Origin of the sequence: Planomicrobium sp. YIM 101495, assembly GCF_009707665.1 — a bacterium.
Classification (GTDB): Bacteria; Bacillota; Bacilli; order Bacillales_A; family Planococcaceae; genus Planococcus.
Window position 1 is genome coordinate 231,877 of sequence record NZ_WLZW01000001.1, and the last position, 22,221, is coordinate 254,097.

19 protein-coding genes and 1 pseudogene are annotated in these 22,221 nt (G+C 48.6%); 16 read left to right on the forward strand and 4 right to left on the reverse strand.

Going from position 1 to position 22,221, the window contains the following annotated elements; genetic code table 11:
• Positions 1-14 precede the first annotated feature (14 nt).
• Positions 15-1,208 (forward strand): bifunctional folylpolyglutamate synthase/dihydrofolate synthase, encoded by a 1,194-nt coding sequence (locus GIW82_RS01215; RefSeq protein ID WP_154748115.1) that lies wholly within the window; start codon positions 15-17, stop codon positions 1,206-1,208.
• A 75-nt stretch (positions 1,209-1,283) separates the two neighbouring features.
• Positions 1,284-2,984 carry a sensor domain-containing diguanylate cyclase gene (locus GIW82_RS15010; RefSeq protein WP_154748116.1) on the forward strand — a complete coding sequence of 567 codons (1,701 nt, stop codon included), beginning with the start codon at positions 1,284-1,286 and terminating at the stop codon, positions 2,982-2,984.
• A 50-nt stretch (positions 2,985-3,034) separates the two neighbouring features.
• On the opposite strand, the gene GIW82_RS01225 is transcribed toward GIW82_RS15010, so the two are convergent.
• The 3 genes from GIW82_RS01225 to GIW82_RS01235 are packed head-to-tail and all read right to left on the reverse strand — an operon-like array spanning position 3,035 to position 5,752.
• Positions 3,035-4,825, reverse strand: a complete 1,791-nt coding sequence (locus tag GIW82_RS01225; protein WP_195913912.1) for a hypothetical protein — start codon at positions 4,823-4,825, stop codon at positions 3,035-3,037.
• Positions 4,825-5,373 (reverse strand): PulJ/GspJ family protein, encoded by a 549-nt coding sequence (locus GIW82_RS01230; RefSeq protein ID WP_195913913.1) that lies wholly within the window; start codon positions 5,371-5,373, stop codon positions 4,825-4,827. Before GIW82_RS01230 ends, GIW82_RS01225 begins: the two co-directional genes overlap by 1 nt.
• Positions 5,366-5,752 carry a type IV pilus modification PilV family protein gene (locus GIW82_RS01235; protein WP_154748119.1) on the reverse strand — a complete coding sequence of 129 codons (387 nt, stop codon included), beginning with the start codon at positions 5,750-5,752 and terminating at the stop codon, positions 5,366-5,368. The genes GIW82_RS01230 and GIW82_RS01235 overlap by 8 nt, the downstream gene beginning before the upstream one ends.
• Before the next feature lie 219 nt (positions 5,753-5,971).
• Between GIW82_RS01235 and GIW82_RS01240 the strand changes: the two genes are divergently transcribed.
• The 10 genes from GIW82_RS01240 (at position 5,972) to GIW82_RS01285 (ending at position 16,025) form a co-directional block, all read left to right on the forward strand.
• Complete coding sequence (locus GIW82_RS01240) at positions 5,972-6,373, forward strand: hypothetical protein (RefSeq protein WP_154748120.1); 402 nt, start codon at positions 5,972-5,974, stop codon at positions 6,371-6,373.
• A gap of 6 nt (positions 6,374-6,379) precedes the next feature.
• The gene (locus tag GIW82_RS01245; protein WP_154748121.1) at positions 6,380-7,984 is read left to right on the forward strand and encodes a VanW family protein; all 1,605 of its coding nucleotides are present in this window, start codon (positions 6,380-6,382) and stop codon (positions 7,982-7,984) included.
• A gap of 26 nt (positions 7,985-8,010) precedes the next feature.
• Positions 8,011-9,669: a GspE/PulE family protein gene (locus GIW82_RS01250; RefSeq protein ID WP_370455948.1), complete on the forward strand. Its 1,659-nt coding sequence runs from the start codon at positions 8,011-8,013 to the stop codon at positions 9,667-9,669.
• 1 nt (position 9,670) lies between these two features.
• Positions 9,671-10,711: a type IV pilus twitching motility protein PilT gene (locus tag GIW82_RS01255; RefSeq protein WP_154749542.1), complete on the forward strand. Its 1,041-nt coding sequence runs from the start codon at positions 9,671-9,673 to the stop codon at positions 10,709-10,711.
• 1 nt (position 10,712) lies between these two features.
• Positions 10,713-11,924 carry a type II secretion system F family protein gene (locus tag GIW82_RS01260; protein ID WP_154748122.1) on the forward strand — a complete coding sequence of 404 codons (1,212 nt, stop codon included), beginning with the start codon at positions 10,713-10,715 and terminating at the stop codon, positions 11,922-11,924.
• Between the two features lie 132 nt (positions 11,925-12,056).
• Positions 12,057-12,536 carry a prepilin-type N-terminal cleavage/methylation domain-containing protein gene (locus tag GIW82_RS01265; RefSeq protein WP_370455949.1) on the forward strand — a complete coding sequence of 160 codons (480 nt, stop codon included), beginning with the start codon at positions 12,057-12,059 and terminating at the stop codon, positions 12,534-12,536.
• 38 nt (positions 12,537-12,574) lie between these two features.
• Complete coding sequence (pilM, locus tag GIW82_RS01270) at positions 12,575-13,516, forward strand: type IV pilus biogenesis protein PilM (RefSeq protein ID WP_154748123.1); 942 nt, start codon at positions 12,575-12,577, stop codon at positions 13,514-13,516.
• A gap of 2 nt (positions 13,517-13,518) precedes the next feature.
• Complete coding sequence (locus GIW82_RS01275; protein WP_154748124.1) at positions 13,519-14,250, forward strand: PilN domain-containing protein; 732 nt, start codon at positions 13,519-13,521, stop codon at positions 14,248-14,250.
• Entirely contained in the window at positions 14,247-15,191 is a 945-nt protein-coding gene (locus tag GIW82_RS01280) for a LysM peptidoglycan-binding domain-containing protein (RefSeq protein ID WP_195913914.1), read from the forward strand. Before GIW82_RS01275 ends, GIW82_RS01280 begins: the two co-directional genes overlap by 4 nt.
• Before the next feature lie 78 nt (positions 15,192-15,269).
• The gene (locus tag GIW82_RS01285; RefSeq protein WP_154748125.1) at positions 15,270-16,025 is read left to right on the forward strand and encodes a prepilin peptidase; all 756 of its coding nucleotides are present in this window, start codon (positions 15,270-15,272) and stop codon (positions 16,023-16,025) included.
• A gap of 45 nt (positions 16,026-16,070) precedes the next feature.
• Here the strand turns inward: GIW82_RS01285 and GIW82_RS01290 are convergent, their stop codons facing one another.
• Positions 16,071-17,597 (reverse strand): AbgT family transporter, encoded by a 1,527-nt coding sequence (locus GIW82_RS01290; protein ID WP_154748126.1) that lies wholly within the window; start codon positions 17,595-17,597, stop codon positions 16,071-16,073.
• A gap of 320 nt (positions 17,598-17,917) precedes the next feature.
• Here GIW82_RS01290 and GIW82_RS01295 point away from each other — a divergent pair, with 320 nt between their 5' ends.
• The 4 genes and pseudogenes from GIW82_RS01295 to GIW82_RS01310 all read left to right on the forward strand — a co-directional run bounded on the left by GIW82_RS01295 (position 17,918) and on the right by GIW82_RS01310 (position 22,221).
• Positions 17,918-18,529, forward strand: a complete 612-nt coding sequence (locus GIW82_RS01295) for a Maf family protein (protein WP_154748127.1) — start codon at positions 17,918-17,920, stop codon at positions 18,527-18,529.
• A gap of 22 nt (positions 18,530-18,551) precedes the next feature.
• A pseudogene (gene radC / locus GIW82_RS01300) lies at positions 18,552-19,088 on the forward strand (RadC family protein); the annotation flags it as partial.
• 131 nt (positions 19,089-19,219) lie between these two features.
• Positions 19,220-20,305 carry a tyrosine-type recombinase/integrase gene (locus GIW82_RS01305; protein ID WP_000867971.1) on the forward strand — a complete coding sequence of 362 codons (1,086 nt, stop codon included), beginning with the start codon at positions 19,220-19,222 and terminating at the stop codon, positions 20,303-20,305.
• Between the two features lie 2 nt (positions 20,306-20,307).
• Positions 20,308-22,221 (forward strand): tyrosine-type recombinase/integrase, encoded by a 1,914-nt coding sequence (locus GIW82_RS01310; protein ID WP_029658482.1) that lies wholly within the window; start codon positions 20,308-20,310, stop codon positions 22,219-22,221.

The window sequence follows — 22,221 nt, forward strand, 5'->3', positions numbered from 1 at the left end:
AGCAGGTAATTGAAATGATCAAGGGTTTGGAACAGTATAAGGAAAGATGGAATTTGATGAGCGAAAGCGCTGTGAAACCGGGGCTGAACGCAATCGAAGAGGCAATGAAAGAACTCGAAGATCCACATTTGGCGACGAAGACCGTGCATATCGCCGGAACGAACGGCAAAGGTTCGACAGCAGCGATGCTTGCAAATATTTTGAAGAAGCATGGCAAATTTGTCGGTACGTTTTACTCGCCGGGTATCCACGATCTGCATGATCAAATCCAGATCGATGGCAACAATATTACGGAACAAAGTATGGATGAGATCATGCAGCAGCTTGCGAAGATCAATACAAAGCTGACGGATTTCGAACTGTTGACGGCAGCAGCTTTCCTGGCGTTCCGGAATCACAGAGTCGACTTCGCGATCATCGAGGCAGGGATGGGCGGCCGGTTCGATTCGACGAATGTCATCCGACCGGAAGTGAGTATCATTCCTTCGGTCGCAATCGAGCATGCTGATTTCCTTGGCTCGACCTTAAAGGAAATTGCCTGGCATAAAGGCGGCATCATCAAGAAGTGGCAGCCGGTCATCATCGGAGCATTGCCGGAAGAAGCGGAGAACGTCATCCGCGACATTGCAAACACTCTTCACTCCGATTTGATCCAGCCTCGGAAGCTCGAGGCAACTTCGCTTTCGCTGAAAGGAGAGCACCAGCGTCAAAACGCCGCGCTTGCCATCGCTGCTGCTGAAGAGGTGTTGAAACTCGAGTATCACCCGGTCACAGCACACATAGCGCTCGTAGAAACGGTACTGCCATTCCGATTCGAAGAACGGTATCCCGGCTTGATTTTGGACGGCGCGCACAATGAAGCGAGCACAGATGCGCTTGTCCAGACCGTCAAAACGGAATATTCCGACGAGAACTTCCGTGTGGTGGTCGGGATATTAAAGGATAAAGATTACGGGACAGTTCTACAAAAACTGGAAAGCATTGCAGATGAGGCGGTATTCGTCGATTTTGACAATGAAAGAGCTCTTGATGCAAGGGTATTATTTGAAAAATGTAACATTTCATCAAAGACTTTAATATCCCAGTATGATATATTACCTTTAACGAAAAATAAAAAGAAGACGATAGTCACGGGTTCGCTTTATTTATTGAGCTCATTGACTGATGAGAAATCCGAATTTTTACAAAATTATCAACTCAACGCTTGAATTTTACCAACAGTTCACCTCCAACGCATGGACGCTGCTTGCCAAATAGGTCGCTGAAGAAGGGAAGTAATCGAAGTGGAAAGCACGAATAGAAGAAAAATCATAGTATGGATGCTATGGGCATCGATTGCGCTTCCTGGCCTGATCTGGGCTTCAGTGAACTTGCCGGAGAAACTGCTTTCCTGGGAATTGCTCGCGTTCTTCGTTCTCGCGGTGATCGTTGCGTTCTTCCCGCTGTCGATCAACGGAACGATGATGTACTGCGTCCAAGGGGTCACGGTTGCCGTATTCTTAAAATACGGACTGTCGACGGAAATTTTACTGACGCAAATCGTTTCCCTCGTCTTGCTTGTCCGGAATCAAAGTAGCCAGGCCCTGTCTGTCCGGCTGCCATTCAATTCGCTCATGTTCTTCGTCACATCGGTCATTTCTGGGCTTTTTTATTTTGCTGTCGGCGGGGAGACGGGCTCGACCAACTTGCTCCACATCGTCTTCTTCGGCTTGGTTTATCAGATCGTCAATGTCCTGATCAACCACTTGTTCCTTTATTTCGACGATCTCATCATGCGACAGAAAGTCAGCTTCTTCTCGGTCGATACGATTTGGGATTTCACCATTTCCTTCACCATCTTTCCGTTCGCGATCATGCTGTACTTGACGAACGCGGTGATCGGGCTGCCGGCGCTCCTGCTGCTCGGCATACCGTTCCTCGTCATCGCCATTTTATTGCGGATGTACAGCTCCTCGGAAATCATCAACGCCGACCTTCAGAAGACAGCGCACATCGGCCACCAGTTAGCTGAGCAATTATCACAATACGAAGTGCTCGATCAGTTCGTCTACCATGTAGCGGAATTGTTCAAAGCGGATTATACGTATATCATCGACTACCGAAAAGGGGAATTGCTGATGCTGCGAATGTTCGAAAACGGCGAAATTGTCGAGAAAGACATTATCCCGGTCCAGTACGATCGCGGCATTTCAGGGAAAGTGATCGAAGGCGGTAAACCGCTGTTCTTCGTCAAAAAAAATGACTGGGAGCATCTCGAGAGCTGGTACATGCCGGACGATGTGGAAAGCATCATGGCATCGCCAATTGCGCGCAACAACCGCATTGAAGGAGTGCTGCTCATCGCGTCCCGTAGAAAATACGCCTATACGAGCCACCAGATGCAAATCATGGATTTGTTGAGCACCTATTTCGCCGTGTCGCTCGAGAAGGCCGCGTACTTCGAGAAAGCCGTGGCGCAAAGCGAACGTTGTGGATTGACGAAGCTGTACAATTATCGCTATTTGAACGAAACACTGGAAAAGAGCATGGCGAAGTTGAACAGAGGGGAATTGAAGTCGCTGTCGTTGATCATGATGGACATCGACCATTTTAAGAAGATTAACGATACATATGGCCATCAAAGCGGGAATGATATTCTCGTGAAGCTTGCCGATATCCTGCGGGGGACGACCGAAGGGAAAGGCACGATTGCACGGTACGGCGGGGAGGAGTTCGTCGTGTTGTTGCCGAATTACAGCAAGGATGAGGCATTCGCCCTTGCAGAATCGATCCGCGGGACGATCGAGCAGCACCTGTTCCTGATCGAAAATGATCTGGATACGAATCGCAGTGCGATCGGCGTACATATTACATTGAGTGTCGGTGTCTCATCTGCACCAGACGACAGTGATGAGAGCATGAGTCTCATCCGTAATGCGGACCGAGCGCTCTACATCGGCGCCAAGCAAAAAGGGCGGAACAAGGTCGCGGCATATGTAAAATGAAATAAGACAGTGGAAGAAACGGTATTGCCGAATTCTTCCACTGTTTTTTATTAAGGTTCGTATCTCCGGTCAAGTTCGATAGGAGGGGAGACGTTATCGATCCACGGCTCTGTCACGATGTCCAGTTCGGAATAAGTCTTGATGACATCCAAATCATAGATGATCTGCAGGCGCGACCGGTCTTTCGGAAGCCGCTCCTGTTCGCGTTTCGTCTGGTAGCGGCTATTCGAGGCGCTGCCGCGCACTGCGTTCAAGATGATTTTCCGGGCAGAAATCCCGCCGTTGATTTTGATGTTCGAACCAACCCCGTAGATTTCCAACGTCTGCTCACTGTAGAAATATCCTTTGAATTCACTGGGAGTCGGCAGATCGACCGAGTTGTTGGATAAATTGATATTGCCTTTAGCGAAAATGATCAAGGAACCGGTCCGGTTGTTGTATGGAATGCCGTATATTTGCGATTGGGTGATTGTCACGTCTCCATCGACATACAAGATGACGTCGCTTTCCAGATATGCGTTTTCGATGATGACGTCATTTTCGACGTAAATGGTCCCTGCAATCCGTGAAGGCCTTGACCGAGTAGAGTCTCTGATTTCAAGGTTTCCTTTGACGAAAGCCCCTTTATTAAATGAAGTAGCCGTTGAATTGAAAACCAGATTGCCGGAAGTCCCGAACTTCCCGTTGAATGTATTGTTACCGGTACCAGTGAATGTTCCATCATAATTATCACTGCAAAAGATAAGCAAGATACAGGAACGGTACATGAGGTACGTATCGCCCGAGCGGCTCACCCCGCTGAATTGCTGATTCCTCCCTGTATCATATTTGTTGCTATTGCTTTCCGTCAGCCACAAGGTCCTATTCTTCTCATCAAAATTGATCGGTGTGATCTCAACGCTGCTGGTGATTTCACGCGGAGGCGTACTCCCGAAAAAGATGCGGCCGGGATCGCTCACTTGTTCGTAATAGCTCCGATTGTTCAAATCCGTTCCGTTAATATGCCGGATATAATTGAATCCGCTGCTGTAGCCGTTGAATGCATGTTTGAAGTTGTACATATTGCCTTCTACCGCAATTTTTCCAGCACCTCGCGAATCGAAGGCGGACAACTCTGGATAGACACTGTCGACAGAGTAATCATAATCACGGCTGCCGCTGTACGATCTCCAGACGCCGCGCTCGGAAGAGACCAGGTTGCCGTCGACTTTGATGTCACCGTCGATGCGGGAACCTCCATTCAAGATGAGATTGCCTTCTCCAGGAATCGGAGGGAATCTTCCTGAATTCCGGTTGGCTGGCGCTTTGAAGGCCCCGACTGCGTAATTCAGCACTTCCGGATATTGTGTAGCTCCGAGATTGAAAGTGGAATACAGTTCGTTTTCCGACTGACCGGATTTACCGGTGCTTTTGAATGTGATATTTTTCCGTAACGCCTGATGCCTCGAACCGAGCTGGACGAGACTGTCTGGATCGTCTTCCACTTGGTGGATGCATACCGTGTAGCTGGTACCGGTGTTCCCGCTTGCGCTTTCGGAAATCGGGCTTCTGCCGCAGCGGTAATTGTTCAGAATACGGTCGAACTGTGACAGGAAGACCTCGGCGGACATGCCTTCATCTTCCGTCAGCAGTGCATCTAGCTGTTCTGTGATTTCCGTCGTGATTCGTGTGATTCCCATGGATGCCAGATCATTCGACTGGACGATCTCTTCACGGGTGTCGTTGCGCGTCACGCCATTCAAAGTCATTGCCATCAGGCTGGCGCCAAGAATTGCAAACAGGACGATGATCAGCAGAGTAATCAATAAAGAGTAGCCGTTCTCGTTGTGTAACCTTTTCATCATTCTCCACCACCCGCTTCATCAGCCGAAATGACATTGATTGTATTGACGAATTCCATTTGCCGGTCTTCTCCGCGATATTCAGTCGACAGCACGAATTTCACGGTATAACGGATGCCGTCTTCCGTACTGATGGAATTATTGATGATGGAATCTGCCGGCCTGTTCGGGACAAGGATGACATCGTCGTTGTAAAAGCGGATTTCTTCGTTGCGGGCGATCGCCACATCAGTGGAGGCGGAGCCGCGTTGGAAACCGATGAAATAACTGTCACCGGAATCTTCTTTCGTCACACGGACACAAGAACCTGGAGCACCATTCATGCATGCCGGAGATTCTTCCAGTTCATCCGATTTCAAGACAAAGAGCTCCCGGACGAAATTGGCCATGATGAGATCGGCTTCGTCACGCAATTTCGTTTCGGCCTGCACCCGTTCATAATTTGCATAGCCTTGGAAAAGCACCGCGTAAGCAAGTGTCCCCACCATGCCGACAATTGCGAGAGTAGCGATCAATTCGACTAATGTGATGCCTCGCTGGTTAGTCATAAGGAACATATCCTTCCACTGAGCTGGACATATTTGAATCGACTGGACTCACTGTCACGATTACATTCAATAGATCCAAGCCCCCCGAGTCGCTGACATCCAGTCGCACTTCATATTCCGAGCCATTCATTTCGTGTAACGGCACAGCTATTCCGCGGCTCGTTTCAGTCAATGGATAAGGGGAGAAGAATTCTTCAGGATTAATTTGCGCGCGTTCCAAATAGGAGTCGGCGAGATTGATCACGACCAGTTTTTCGCTATTTGTGACGGCGAGCCGGTTTGTGCTAGTGAAAAGCGCCATGAAGCCCATTAATATCAAAGATATGAGGACGAGCGATGCCAAAACTTCAACCAATGTAAAGCCTTTTTCGTTTTTCATAAGTCACCTCGATGATCAATGATTTCAATTTCTGACACGATTGAGTCGGAAATGAAATATTATTTTAATATATACCCGAACATTATTCTAATTAACTGGCAAAGTATGATAATCTAAAACTAGAAGCTTTACTTCTTTTGACAGTTTAAAAGGTGATAATGATGGAATACTTACAAGTAGACCATTCGAAATATTCGTAATAGAAACAGGAGGGTCTCCATGGTCCAATTATTAGTCCTAATCATTCTTGGCGTTCTCGCACTCGTTCTAGCATACTTCTTGTTCCGGGAAATTCCGTTATTTAAAAAGATGGCAATCGTTGGCGGCGGATTTTTGGCTGCGCTCGTCGGTGTCGTTTTGCAGCCGAGCCAGCCGCTCTATCTGGCGCTTCTCGGCACACTTGCAGTTGTCATATTCGTAACACTCATATACACGAAACGCCAAGAGAAAATCCAGCAACAATATGCAGAATTGGCGGAACAAAACCGGACGAACCGGACGCAAGGGAACGGACCTTCCAACGATGCGGTCATGCCGGAACCTCCTGTTACAGAAACAAACGAACCGTCACCGAAAATCACGGGCATGGAATCGATCGACCCGAACAGAAAGGAGCAGTAAGCGAAGATGGATAATAAACAATTTGGCATCAGTTTCATGTGGATCGCGCTTGCTGCTTTACTGTTCTTCGGGGCGGCAAACGGCGGGGCCTATGCAGTCGACCGTTGGCTGTTCCCGACTGAACGGTTCGGCGAGAATACATACATCGGAACGACGGACGTTTCCGAGATGGAAAAAGAAGAAGTCCAAACGTTATTTGCTGGACGTGTTGATTCTTGGCGTGCGGAAAGTGAGCTCTTGGTCACGTACCAGGATGTCACCGCCGATTATCCGCTGCAGCAAGTGCAAATCCTTTTGGATGAGACAGTCGATCGTGCTGAAACAGGAACGCAGAACGGCTTTGTATTCCATTTAAGTGAGCCGGTGACACGGAATTTCTTATCCGCTCAATTCCCGGTGGCAGAGTTCACGGAAGAAAACGTGGCGATGATCCACGCCGAATTGGAACGTGCACTGAGTGATGGCAAGCGCCGGACGGAAGTGCGGATTACGGACGAACTGGCAGGCCTTCCACAAGAAGTGATGGGGGAGTTGTCGTTTGCTCATTCCTTGATCAACCCAGGCGCATATGAGCTCGTCCAGACGCTGATCAACGTACCGGTTGCACCAGGTGCAACGTTTTCGTTGATCGACTTCATGAGCGAATTGACGTTTACGGAAGTGACGGACACCGAATTGACGGAAATCGCATCCGCTTTATACGGAGCAGCACTTGATACGAACTTGGTCATCGAAAAACGCAGCATCGGAACAACGATTCCGGACCGGATTCCGCTCGGGAAAGAAGCGGCGGTCAATCGGGAGCTTGGCATCGATCTCGCCTTCACCAATCCGAACACGACAACGGTCTACTTGGCCGTTGAGCTCCAGAACAATCTGATCCGCGGCATGGTCAGCGGGCAGCCGCTCGTCCATGACTATTCGGCACTTGTCAGTGAGCGGGAGTCAGTGGAGCCGAGACTGATCAAGCAATTCAGCTCGTTCGTCCGGAGTGGGTCTCGTATTGAAGAGCGTGGCGAAGCGGGTGTCAGAGTACAAGTGACCCGCGTTGCGCTATTTGAAGGGGAGGAAGTCGCGATGGAAGACATCTCGACGGACTTCTACGCACCGATCCACCGTGTCGAACTGTTCCCGCTTGCGCAGCAGGAAGAGGAAGAGATACCGGCAGATCCGGCGAACGGCACCATCACGGTCCCGATCGACCCGAACGATCCAAGTAAAGGAACAATCACGATTCCATATGATCCGGATAACCCGACGATCCCCGGTACGAACACACCGATCAATGGCAATAATCCGGGCGGATCGACGGGTGGCGGTTCGGGATCAGGGTCCGGCAATGGTTCAGGCACGAACCCAGGCACCGGCTCGGGCAATGGCTCTGGCTCGGGATCTGGAAGTGGTTCTGGGTCTGGATCAGGGAATGGTTCAGGATCTGGCTCTGGTAGCGGCTCCGGTTCAGGCTCCGGCAACGGGAACAACAACAGTCCCGGCAATGGCTCCACACCTGGAGGCTCCAATTCCGGCAACGGCAATTCGAATGCACCAGGCTCAGGCAATAATGGTACGCCTTCTTACGACAAAGGCGGCAACCGCGTCGATCGCGATTAATGAATCAACTATAAGGAGGGATTGCTGTGGCTATTGTCCGCAGACGACTCGGGGATATTCTGATCGAACAAGGCTTGCTGACGGATGAAGATCTTCAGCACACCTTGAAGGAAAAGAAACCGGAACAGAAATTGGGGGACGCCCTCCTGCAACGGGGGCTCATCACCGAGCAGCAGCTCATCGAAACGCTTGAAGTCCAGCTCGGCATCCCGCACGTCACACTGTTCCGGTATCCGTTCGATCCGAACCTCTTCAATGTCGTGCCGAAAGATTTTGCGAAGCGCAACATGCTCGTCCCGCTGAAGACAGAAGGTGACCGGCTGTATGTCGCGATGGCTGACCCGATGGACTTCATCACGATTGATGATCTCCGGCTGACGACCGGTTTCCAAATCGAACCGGCGATCGCTTCGAACGATGATATTTTACGCACCATCGCGAAGTATTACGACGAGGAATCATATGATGAGCTGCTGAGTGATTTGCCGCAAGTGACCGAACAGCAGCAAGAAGAATTGACGGACTTGGACGCACCGATCGTCCGGCTTGTCAATCAGCTGTTGTCGAATGCCATTTCCCAGCGCGCGAGTGATATCCACTTCGATCCGCAGGAAGGGCGCATTCTCGTCCGGTACCGGATCGATGGAACGCTCCGCACCGTCCGGACACTACCGAAGATCATGCAGGCGATGATCACGGCGCGTATTAAGATCATGGCGAACTTGGACATTACGGAAAATCGTTTGCCACAAGATGGACGTATCAAGACGACCGTCGATTTCCGGCCGATTGATCTGCGGGTGTCGTCACTGCCGACCGTCTTCGGGGAGAAAATCGTTATGCGGATCCTCGACTTGAGCAACAACTTGACGGACATCAACAAGCTCGGCTTCAACGACATCAACATGGAACGGTTCATGAAGGAAATCCAGAAACCGAATGGCATCGTCCTCATTTCGGGTCCGACAGGTTCAGGGAAATCGTCCACGTTGTATGCTGCGATGAATCGGCTGAATAGTGAAGAAGTCAACATCATCACCGTCGAAGATCCGGTCGAGTACCAGCTTGAAGGCATCAACCAGATCCAAGTGAACACCAATGTCGGCTTGACGTTCGCCGCCGGTCTCCGCTCGATTTTGCGACAAGACCCGGACATCGTCATGGTCGGGGAAATCCGGGACAAGGAAACGGCGGAAATCTCTATCCGTGCTTCCTTGACCGGTCACCTTGTCTTGTCGACAATCCACACGAACGACTCGGTCGCGTCCGTCACGCGTCTCATGGACATGGGCGTGGAGCCGTTCCTTGTTACTGCTTCTCTGAATGCCGTCGTCGCACAGCGGCTTGTCCGCAGAACGTGCCGGGATTGCCGTGAAATCGAACAGGCGACCGAAGCGGAGCGGGAGATTTTCCGCAAACGCGGGATGGACATCGACATCATCTCACGTGGCAAAGGCTGTTCGCAGTGCAATATGACTGGCTACCGCGGCCGGATGGCAATCCACGAAGTGTTGGTCGTCGATGAAGAGATGAAGACCATCATCAACCGCGGCGGCACGTCGAAAGAAATCCGGGAAGTCGCCATCCGTAACGATACGATTTTCCTCATTGATGATGGATTAATGAAAGTGAAGGAGGGCATGACAACGCCGGAAGAAGTTCTGCGCGTTGCCATGGTTGAATAATATGCCTACTACGTATATCGATAAAGTATTGACGGCTGCCAGAGAACTCAATGTCTCGGATATTCACTTTACGGTCGGCATCCCGCCGATCTTCCGGATGCACGGGACGCTCCGGCGATATGGGGACGAGGATTTGACCCCGGAAACATCCCGGGACATCGCCAAAGCGCTCATGCCCGAGAAGCTTTGGATCGACTTCGAAGAACGCGGCGAGATGGACTATTCGTATGAAATCGAAGGCGTTGCCCGGTTCCGTGTCAACACGTTCCAGCAACGAGGTGCGATTTCCCACGCGTTCCGGACCATCCCGACGAAAATCCCGACAGTCGATGAATTGAACATGCCTGCGACACTCAAGAAACTCGCCGAGACGCATCAAGGCATGATTCTCGTCACTGGACCGACAGGCTCGGGGAAATCGACGACGCTTGCGGCGATGATCCGCCACATCAACGAAACGATGACAAAGCACATCATCACGCTGGAAGACCCGATCGAGTATATGCATAACCACAACGCATCCGTCATTGACCAGCGTGAAGTCGGCTTTGATACCGGATCATTTGCAAACGGTCTGCGTGCAGCGCTCCGGCAAGACCCCGACGTCATTCTTGTCGGGGAGATGCGCGATTTGGAGACCATTACGACTGCAATCACGGCGGCAGAAACCGGTCACCTTGTCATGGCGACACTGCACACGTCGAGTGCCGCATCGACGATCGAACGGATCATCGACGTCTTCCCGGCCGAACAGCAGTCCCAAATTCGGACTCAGCTCGGCGGCGTCTTGAAAGCAGTCATTTCACAGCGCTTGCTGCCGACAGCAGATGGCAAAGGACGCGTCGCTGCGACCGAGATCCTCATCAACAATGCGGCCGTGGCCAACTTAATCCGGACGGAAAAAGTGCACCAAATTCCGAACGTCATCTTGACCAATCGCGCAGCCGGCATGCATATGATGTCGACGACGGTGCAAGAGCTACTGACGCGAGGCAGAATTTCACGCCAGACGGCACTGCCTTTCTTGGAAGGGGAAGAATAACATGGCCCGTTTCCGTTACGAAGGGCGTGACCGGAAGAAAATCCGCTCCGGCGTCATTACCGCAACCAACCAGCGCGGGGCCATCGAGAAGCTGCGGGAAGAAGGCATCCGTGTCACGAACATCCTGCAGCTGGAAGAAACAACGCTGCAAAAAGACATCCAGATCGGCAATCCGGTCAAGCGGGAGCAGTTCATCATGTTCCTGCGCCAGTTTTCTACACTGATGCGGGCAGGTGTGACGATTGTCGACGCCGTCCACATCCTGTCCCAGCAAGTGGAATCCAAACCGCTCCAGAAAGTGCTCGTCCAAGTGGATGATGAATTGCGGAAAGGGAATTCGCTGTCGTCAGCACTTGCCGAGCACCCGAAAATTTTCGAACCGCTCACCGTCAACTTGATCCACGCGGGGGAACTTTCCGGGAACATCGACGAGTCGCTCGACCGTTTGGCGACTTATTACGAAAAAGCGTATCAGACGCGGCAAAAAGTGGTCTCCGCCATGACATACCCGGCAGTTGTCGGCGTGCTCGCAATCGGCGTCGTCATCTTCCTGTTGTCGTCCATCGTCCCGATGTTCGTCGACATGTTCGCGAGCTTCGGCGGGGAATTGCCGCTCATCACGCAATTCGTCATGGCCGCCAGCGAATTCGTTCAGCAATATTGGTACTTGCTCCTATTGATTGTTGCGATCATCGGCATCGTCTTTTGGATGCTCCGGCGCGACCCGAAAGGACGTTACTTCCTTGATACAGTGCTCTTGCGGATGCCGATCTTCGGCAAGATCTTCAAGAAATCCGCACTCGCCCGGATGACCCGAACGCTTTCTTCGCTGTTCTCGAGTTCTGTTCCGATTCTTCAGGCGCTGACAATGGTCGAGCGCGTCGTCGGCAACGAAGTCATCGCGAAAGTCGTCATCGAAGCACGAGACTCCTTGCAGCGCGGTGGATCACTGACCGAACCGATGCGGAATCACTGGGCATTTCCTCCGCTCATCGGGCATATGATCTCGATTGGCGAGAAAACCGGTTCACTCGATCACATGCTGTCGAAAGTTGCCGAGTTCTACGAGAAAGAAGTGGAAGCGGAGACGGACCGGCTGAAAGCGTTGATCGAACCGATGATGATCGTTTTCCTTGCCGTTCTTGTGGGGACTATAGTCCTCGCAATCATGATGCCGATGTTCGGCATGTTTGAGAATATAGACAATATGTAATGTTAAATAATAACTATCTACGAAAAATATTCACAATTTCAATGGAAAAATGTTTGTATCACCTAGGAAAAAGGCTATAATAAGAGTGTACCGAAGGGGTACAACACTATAAGAAAACGGGAGGTCATTTGAGTGAGAAAATTCATTCAGAACAAATTAAAAGAACAAAAAGGCTTAACGCTGATCGAGCTTCTAGCAGTTATCGTTATCCTAGCGATCATCGCGGCCATCGCGATTCCGGCGATCGGGAACATTATTGAGAATAGCCGTAATGGAGCGGTGAAATCCGATTACCAAAACGCTTTAGCAGCTGCGAATATCTATTTCACTGAAAACCCAGGAGCAGATGGCGCCACTGTAGATGTAAATGTATTAGCAGGAACTGCGGCGGATACTACAACATCTTATTTGGAAGATCAAGGATCACTAGCTGATGATGTAACAATTACAAAAGCACAAGCGGGCAATACTATTGATGGTACAGCAACTGCTAATGGTACCACCTATACAGTAAGTGGATTAACAAATTCGGAATTAGGTGCTATTCCAAATAGTGATTTTAATGATGAGCAAGATATTACTCCAGCATACGCTGCAACATTTGCTGACTGATTTCTAGTTTAATGAAATAATGTACAGGAGCTGAAAACATGGCCTTATCGTTTTTATCGAGAAAAGCGCGTGTGGTGACGGTGACGATTGAAGAAGACGCGATTCGTCACGTCGAATTGAAGTCGGCATCACCGCTCGCCTTGAACTGTGCGGAGGAGATGGATCTTCCGGAAGGAATTATTGAAGACGGGAAGATCGTCGACGCCGAAGCGCTTGGCTCGATTCTCGATAAGGCTGTCAATCAGTGGGGAATCTCCAGGAAGTCGGTCCGTTTCCTCGCCCCCGACGAATTTGTGATTATCCGCAAAACGCCTTATCCCGAAGACATCGAACCGGATGAGCTGAAAGGCCATTTCTTCATCGAGATGGGCTCGACGCTGTATCTGCCATTCGATGATCCTGTCTTTGACGTGGTGCCGCACACCACGAACAAAGAGGAAACGGAAGCGATCATCATCGCCTCCAAGGAATCGGTCGTCCGTGATTACGAACGGGCACTGGAAGAAGCGAAGCTCAAGCCGGTCGTCGCCGATGTGGCGCCGCTCGCACTTTACCGGCTCGGCCATCTGCAGCACGATTTCACGCCGGATGAGCACATCATGCTGATCGATGTGCAGTTTACCAAAATGACCGTCTCGATTTTCCATGAGCATTATCCGCTCTTCATGCGCTCGGTGGACTTCGAACTGCTGATGGGCGCCGGACAAAACGATGAAGATGCCATTACATCGTTCATCGAAACGGAAGCGGAGAAACTGGCGAATTTTTACCGGTATAATATGAACAATGGGGATCAGGGAATTACATGCGTCATCTGCAGCGGGGAATTCTCCGACTGGCTCCGTTTCCAGAGCCGTTTGGAAAGCCGTTTCGGGGTGTCGGTCATGCCGCTGGTCACTCAAGACATTCCGTCCAATAATGCCGCGCGCGTGACGGGACGATTCAACCGCGCGATCGGTCTTGCGCTGAAAGAGGTGTAACGATGCTCGTAGATATTAATTTATTGCCGCAAAAAGAGCGGGACCGTCCCGCCTTCCTTCTTGCGGCGATTTCCATTATCGTGCTTGGCCTCATCATCTGGCTTGTTTTGTTCCTGCTGGCAGGTGCGGAGGAATCCGAGCGTGCTGACCTCAATGCACAAGCAGCCGAAATTTCGGCCCAGCAAGCGGCACTGCGTGAACAATTGGACGCAACGACCGGCTTGAACGAAGAACAACAACTGCAGGCGACTGTCACTTGGGCGGAAAGCTATGAATTCGATACCGTCCCGTTGATGGAGGAGCTTGTCCTGTTGCTTCCGGAACGCGGATTTTTTGATACATTTTCTTACATAGAACCGAACGCAGCTACATTGACCGTCCAGTTCGACGAAGTGCGCGATGCCTCGTTCTACTTGGCGCATCTGAAAGAAAGCCCGTTGATCGCTTCGGTGACACTTGATACGATCGTCACCGAAGAGCTTGAAACACTCGCCGAAGAAGAAAACACGATCGTCCTGCCTGAAACGGCGATTCCACGCTATCTTGCAACTTACAGCATCGCATTCATCGACAACCGGATTCCGGCTGAAGGAATGGCGGAAGAAGGCGAGCTGCCGGTGGAAGAGACGCCTGTTGAAGAAACACCGGCAGAAGACACCGATGTGGACGTCAATGTCGATGTCGACACCGACACAGCGCCTGAAGATGACGAGACAGGAGGCGTTGACCAATGACGAGTTTGACGAAGCGTCAAAAAGAAGGCGCACTGATTGTCCTGGCATCCCTATTCCTCCTGGCGATCGTCGCTTATTCATACTTCATGCTTTACGCACCTGCACGGGACGCGCGCGAACAAGCAGAAAATCTCCTGCGGTCGGAACGTGAAGTGTACATGGCACTTGAAAACCAATTGAAGGAAACACCTGAAGGCGACCGTGTGCCGACGAGTGAACTGCAGCAACGCGTCGCCATCGAACCGTTGACGGACTTGATCCTGCTGCAAATCGAACAAGCGGAATTGATTTCCGGGACGACCGTGAAATCCGTGACATTCTCCGAAGGACCATTTGAACTGCTCCAGCCGGTCGAAGGCGTGGAAAACCTCCAGGAAGTGCTGACATCGATCCAAGTCGATGCACTGGACTACCCGAGTTTGAATGCATTTCTGACGGAAATCGAAGCGATGAAACGCATCATGATCATCGACTCAATCGACTTCACCGGTCCTGAAGAATTGACACAGGCCGACCAGGAAGCGGACGTCATCACAGTCAACTTAAACTTCTCTGCATTTTACCGGCCGGATCTCGTCGCTTTAAGCGATACATTGCCGAAAGTCGATGCGCCGGCACCGGTCCGCAAAACCAATCCGCTCGCACAAAATGACGGACTGGAATATGCGGAAGAAGAGGAAGAGGAAACACCGGTAGCGGATATCGACGTCAACGTCAACATCGATCCGGATGATGCGGCAGCTGCCACGTCACCGAATCCGAACGTCGCCGGTGCCCGCACTGCGATTATCCACGAAGTGCAGCCGAATGAAACATTGTATTCGATCGCACGGAAGTATTACGGCAGCCAAGACGGTGAAAAGCTCATCCGGGAAGCGAACAGCATCCGCGGCTGGACCATCTACGCCGGAGAAAACTTGATCATCCCGGAACGGCCTTAAAGAGAAATCATTGCGATTTCTCTTTTTCTCTACGACAGAACGAATTTTTACCATCAAATCGACGTAAAGAGGGGTAACATGACGATTTTATACACGATTTTCTTCTTCATTTACGGCTTAGTGTTTGGCTCATTCTTTAACGTCGTAGGCTTACGCGTGCCGAAAAACGAGTCTATCACACACCCGCCGTCGCACTGCACGACATGCGACAGACGGCTGACCGCACTCGACCTCATCCCGGTATTTTCGTACTTGTTCCTGAAAGGGCGCTGCCGCACGTGCGGGCAAAAGATCCACTGGGTGTACCCGCTGATGGAACTGATCACGGGAATCCTATTCGCACTTGCATACTGGCAGCTCGGCTTCACTTGGGAACTGGTCGTTGCAATCATCTTCGTCTCGCTGCTCGTTATCATCACCGTGTCGGACATCGCCTACATGCTCATTCCAGACAAAGTACTGTTGCCGGTCGGGGCGGTCTTATTGATCTTGCGCTTCCTTATTCCGCTCGACCCGTGGTGGGACGCGCTGCTCGGGGCGGTCATCGGATTCGGTGTCTTGCTGTTGATTGCCATCGTCTCGAAAGGGGGCATGGGTGGCGGGGACATCAAGCTGTTTCTCGTCATCGGTCTGGTCCTCGGGTTCGCTGGTACGTTGCTGACGTTGTTCCTGTCATCATTCATCGGCACGGTTGCCGGCATCATCATGCTGCGCATCAAAAAACAAGGACGCAAAACACCGGTCCCATTCGGCCCATCGATTGCACTCGCCGCCATTGTTGTCTACTTCTGGGGCGAAGCGATGCTCGGCTGGTATTTCGACTTCCTCACATAAAAAACAAGCAGCCCGGACATTTGCCCGAGCTGCTTGTTTTTTGGATTAAGGTTTGTAGAACACTGGTGAACCAGGACCGAGATCGAGTCCTAGCAGCATCCAGACGATCAACATGAGCGTCCAGAAGATCATGAAGAAGATCGAGTACGGGAACATGACCGAAATCATTGTTCCGATGCCCATTTTCTTGTCATACTTCTGGGCGAACGTAATGATGATCGCGAAGTAAGTCATGAGCGGTGTGATGATGTTCGTCGACGAATCAGCGACGCGGTAGGCCATCTGCGTGAATTCAGGCGAATAGCCGAGTTGCATCATAATCGGGACGAAGACGGTTGCCATCATCGCCCATTTCGCAGAAGCGGAACCGATGAACAAGTTGATGATCCCTGTGACGATGACAAAGCCGATGATCAGCGGAATACCGGTCAAGCTCAGTGACTGGAGCGCTTCCGCACCGTATACGCCGATGACCATGCCCATGTTCGATTCTGTGAAGTAAGCGACGAACTGTCCAGCAGTGAACGCAAGGACGATGAACATGCCCATCGCCGCCATCGTTTCCGATAAGTGCGATGCGACGTCTTTGTCGTTCTTGATGTCTTTCGTGACGATCCCATACACCAAACCAGGGATGAAGAACAGGATCGTGATGATCGGCACGAGCGAGCTCATGAACGGCGATTGGACAATGCCGCCATCTGCTGCGCGCAGGATGCCGTTCTCCGGAACAATCAACATAGCGACTGCAACGCTCGCAAGGACGATGGAAACAGTGGACCAAATGAGTCCTTTTTTCTCCATCGACGTCAAGCCGGACAGTTCTTCACGGAATTCACCTTTGTATTCGCCAAGACGCGGCTCGACGATTTTTTCCGTAACGAACGTACCGACAAGCGTCAGCAAGAAGACAGAAACGATGATGAAGTAGTAGTTCATTGCGACGTTCATGCCTTCCGCATATGCCGGGTCGATGATTGCCGCAGCTGCAATCGTCATTTCCCCGAGCATCGCATCAGTGGCGGACAGCAGCAAGTTGGCACTGAACCCTCCGGATACACCGGCGAATGCAGCAGCAATACCTGCAAGCGGGTGACGCCCGATCGCTGCGAAGATCACTGCGCCGAGCGGAGGCAGGACAACATAACCGGCGTCGGATGCGACACTCGACATGATCCCTGCAAAGACCAGCCCGGCAGTGATCAGGAATTTCGGAACGGACAGGACGAATGCGCGAAGAACTGCGCTGATCAACCCAGTCCGTTCTGCGAGTCCGATACCCAGCATCGTGACAAGCACAACGCCGAGCGGTGCGAAGCCGATGAAGTTATCGACCATGCTGTCGAATATGTACTGGATGCCTTCAACACTCAATAAGTTTTTTACTTCCACCATTTCGCCTTCTTGCCCCGGATGTTCGACCGAGATGTCGAAACTTGAGACAATGGCCGATAGAATCAGCACGGCAAGTGCAAGCAATGCAAACAAAGTAACGGGATGCGGCAATTTATTGCCGATCGTTTCAATGCTGTCCAAAGATTTTTGGAACAAGCCTTTTCTTTTCGTTTTCAATTTTGAACGGAACTCCTCTCCATAGCGAAAATATATATTTTCTGAAAATTAAAAGACAAGGACCATTATATAATCTTTTAAATCGAGATGAAAGCGATTTTCCGAAGTGCCAATTGCAATATAAGGGCTAATTTTCCGTCTAATAAAATTACGAAAATAAATTTTTGGATCGAAGAGGGCAGCCGCTTTTTCTGAAATACTGCTCCAAAAAAGATTTTTAGACATCGCTAGGAAGCCAAAAATTATTTTTCCGAAATGGTGAAAATTTTCACCCATACCAAAATCATGTATGATGCACTTACAAAGGAGGCGTCACTGGAATGGAATTTAACGCACACGAGCGGATCGTCCTCGCATCCGCTTCGCCAAGGAGAAAACAGTTGCTGGAAAGTATCGGAATCCCGTTTTCTGTCGAGCCGGCAGTGAACGATGAGCCGCCCGTCGAACGATTCGGGAGTCCACTTGAATATGTCGAAGAATGCGCTCGCCAAAAAGCACAGGAAGTCGCACAAAAACATCCGGATGCCGCAGTGGTCGGCTCTGACACGGCAGTCGTCGCTGGTGGAGAAGTCCTGTTGAAGCCGAGAAGTAAAGAACAGGCGGTCCGCTCGCTCCAGAAACTGTCCGGCACGACGCACCAAGTGATCACCGCCGTCTCAATCATGCACGGCGAAAAAGACTTGTCGTTCACCGAAACGACGGATGTGACATTTTTCGACTTGAAGGAAGAATGGATCGACGCCTACACGAACACGGAAGACCCATACGACAAAGCCGGGGCATACGGGATCCAGACTGCATCGATGTTGTTCGTCAAAGAGATCAAGGGAGATTACAACACCGTCGTCGGATTGCCGATTGCCCGGCTGACGCATACACTGTCGGATGCCGGCATCATTTCCTTGAAAGGGGAGCGGGGCGATGATCGTTGACAACTTGGTAGAGAAGAATTTGATGATCCGCGATCTCCACACGGCGGACCGGCCGCGGGAGCGCTTATTGAATCAAGGGGCTGCAGCGCTGTCGAACCAGGAGTTGCTTGCGATCCTGCTGCGGACAGGGACCAAGGAAGAGTCGGTGCTGCATCTTGCGAACCGTGTGCTCATCCATTTCGAGCAGATCCAGCAGCTGAAGGATGCGACGATCGAAGAGATGACAACCATCAAAGGGATCGGGCAGGCGAAAGCCATCCACCTGCTCGCAGCGGCAGAACTCGGCAAGCGGCTCAGTTCCAAACAGACGGAAGCGCGCTTTACGATCCGTTCGCCGAAAGACGCAGCGGATTATTTGATGGCGGACATGGCTTCACTGAGACAAGAGCACTTCGTCGTCCTATTCTTGAATATCAAAAACCAGATCCTCCACCGGCAGACGATATTTGTCGGCAGCCTGAACGCCTCGATCGTCCATCCGCGTGAAATTTTCCGGGAAGCCGTCAGACGCTCCGCTGCCTCGATCATTTGCGCCCATAACCATCCGTCCGGCAACCCCTTAAACATAGTATCCTAAACTAGAGTACTCTAAGTACTCGAAGTTTAGGATTTTTTAATTACAGTGCTTTAACTATTAAATATATAAGGGTATTATTAATAGTAGTTAAAGTATTTAAAGGTGGTGGAAAGATGAAGGTTCAGAAAGTAATTGTGGAGGAAAAATCATATCCGTTATACATACTGCTAGATAAAGAATTTGAAGTGATAGAACCGGTTAAGCGATTTATAAAGTACTTGGATAATACGGGCAAAGCTCCAAATACCATTAAAACATATTGTTATCATCTCAAGCTGTTTTATGAATTTATGAGCCAAAGTAGAATCGAATTAGGAGATTTACAATTTGAGGATTTAGCAAACTTTGTAGGATGGTTAAGAAATCCAGCAGGGCATTTAAAGGTAATAGATATACAACCAAAGAAGGCTAAAAGAGAGGAAACATCAGTTAATTCCATACTTAACGCTGTAACTAGTTTCTTAGAGTATTTAAATCGCACAGAAAATTTTAAAGCTATAGATATGTCTAAAGAAGCAAGAGGAAGAAACTTTAAGGGGTTTCTTCACCATATTTCTAAAGGTAGATCCTATAAAAAAAATATTTTAAAGCTTAGGGTCAAAAAGAAACTTGTACAAGTATTAGAACATGGACAAGTCAAAGCAATAATTGAGGCATGTCATACCAAAAGAGATAAGTTACTTATTATGCTTATGTATGAAGGGGGACTTCGGATAGGAGAAGCATTATCCCTTCGTATTGAAGATATTTCAACATGGGATAACCAGATTAACATCAGGCCAAGAGATCATAATGAAAATGGAGCTTATATTAAACTTAAAAAAGAAAGAACTATTGATGTAAGTAAGGAATTAATGGCATTATATACCGATTACTTAGTACATGAATATGGGGAAGATTTAGATCATGATTATATATTTATTAATCTTAAAGATTCTTATTTTGGCCACCCTCTAAAATATCAAAGTGTATTAGACTTAATAAGAAGACTAGGAAAACGGACAGGGATTACTTTCACTGCCCATATATTACGTCATACGCATGCCACAGAGCTTATTAGAAGTGGATGGGATGCTGCATATGTACAAAAAAGATTAGGGCATGCCCATGTACAAACAACACTTGATACGTATGTTCATCTTTCTGATCAAGATATGAAGAATGAATATAAAAAGTATCTTCAAGGGAGAGAAACATGACAATGAAATTTCCAAGTGTAGCAACTAATCGAAAGCTTATCGCTAGTACAGAGATTAATAAAAAAATAGCTAATATGACAAGTGTTTTAAAAGGTTATTGGGCAGCAGATAGATGGGATATAAGAATTTGTCCGCATCCTAGTGCAATTGAGTTAAGTAAGAATCCGTCACTAAGAAATCGTTGGGTAAATTTCGATAAGGTGGAAAATGTCTGGTTGAAAACAGAATTAAAATATTTTTATTACCTTCACTTGAATAATGGAGCTTGGAATGCAAAATCCGTTTGGATTAGAAAGGGAACAGTGATAAGCCGGATGATGGGATTTTTAAATTTAAAATATCCTAATATTACATCGATAACCGAAGTGCCTATAAAAAAAGCTTTGACAGAATACCGGACCTACTTAACAGAACAAAAAGTAAAAACTACGACTACTAATTACAAACTTGATGTAAATCAGCAGAAAGTTACTGTACATGCGAATTCCTATTACGTTACTCATCTTAAGCAGTTTATGGAATTCTATGAGGACTTCTATTTTGATGGGGAAGAATGGGAAAAAGATGTTTGGAATCGAAGAAAATTATCATTACCGGAAGATAAGGTAAACCCAACATCCTACGAATATACGATCAACTTTAAGGGTTTTAAGAATAATTATTTTAAAGAAATAGTTAAGCGATATTGTAAACTAATGTTAAACACAGCTAGCTTTTCTCACGTAGTAGATATAGCTTCAAAATTAAAAGAATTTTTTAATTTCATGAACAAAAATTGTGAAGGTATACAAAGGATTCATCAATTAACTAGAAATGAAATTGAGCAATATTTTAATTATATTAATTTAAAAGGTTTAAAACCCAGTACTGTAACTGGACGAATATCTACTTTAGACGTTTTTTTTACTACAATTCAAAGATATGACTGGAAGGATACACCTTCTAAGATCCTTATCTTTCAAGAAGATTACCCTAAAGTGCCGAAGGCACTACCACGTTATATTGATGAACATATACTTGAACAATTAAATGGGAAATTAGATAAATTGGAACCTTATATTGCTACAATGGTTATGGTACTTCAAGAATGCGGGATGCGTATCAGTGAACTTTGTACATTGAAAAAAGGGAGCGTCATAACCGATAAAGAAGGGGATTGCTTTTTAAAGTATTATCAGTGGAAAATGAAGAAAGAGCATATCATTCCTATTTCTAAAGAAATTGCTGCATTGATATTAGTTCAAGAGCAAAGGGTGGCTGATGAACTCGATGATGGATGTGTATATGTGTTTCCCCGAAAAGATTGCTCACCATTGAAACAAGATACCTTTAGGGTTAAATTAAATGAACTAGCTTATGAAGAAAAGATAACGGACAGCAACGGAGAAATTTTTCGTTTTCATGCTCATGCCTTTCGGCATACAGTTGGCACTAGAATGATAAATAACGGAGTGCCACAACATATTGTCCAGAAGTTCTTGGGTCACGAATCACCGGAAATGACGGCAAGATATGCACATATTTTTGATGAAACCCTAAAGAAGGAATTTACGAAATTTAAGGAAACCTTAGTAACGAATAACGGTAGCATTCTGGATTTAAGTGAGGAAAATACTGAAGCTGACAATACAGATCTTCAATGGTTTAAAAAGAATATCAATGCACAGGCACTTCCTAATGGCTATTGTCGGTTACCAGTAATTGCAGGACCATGTCCTCACGCAAATGCATGTTTAGATTGTACGAATTTCTGTACAAGTAAACAATTTCTTACTGAACATGAAGAGCACTTAGAGCGAACTAAAGAAATACTAAATAGGGCTAAACAAAACCAATGGCAGCGTCAGGTTGAAACCAATGAACGTGTTAAAAATAGATTAGAACAGATTATTCATTCGTTAAAGGAGACGAATTAA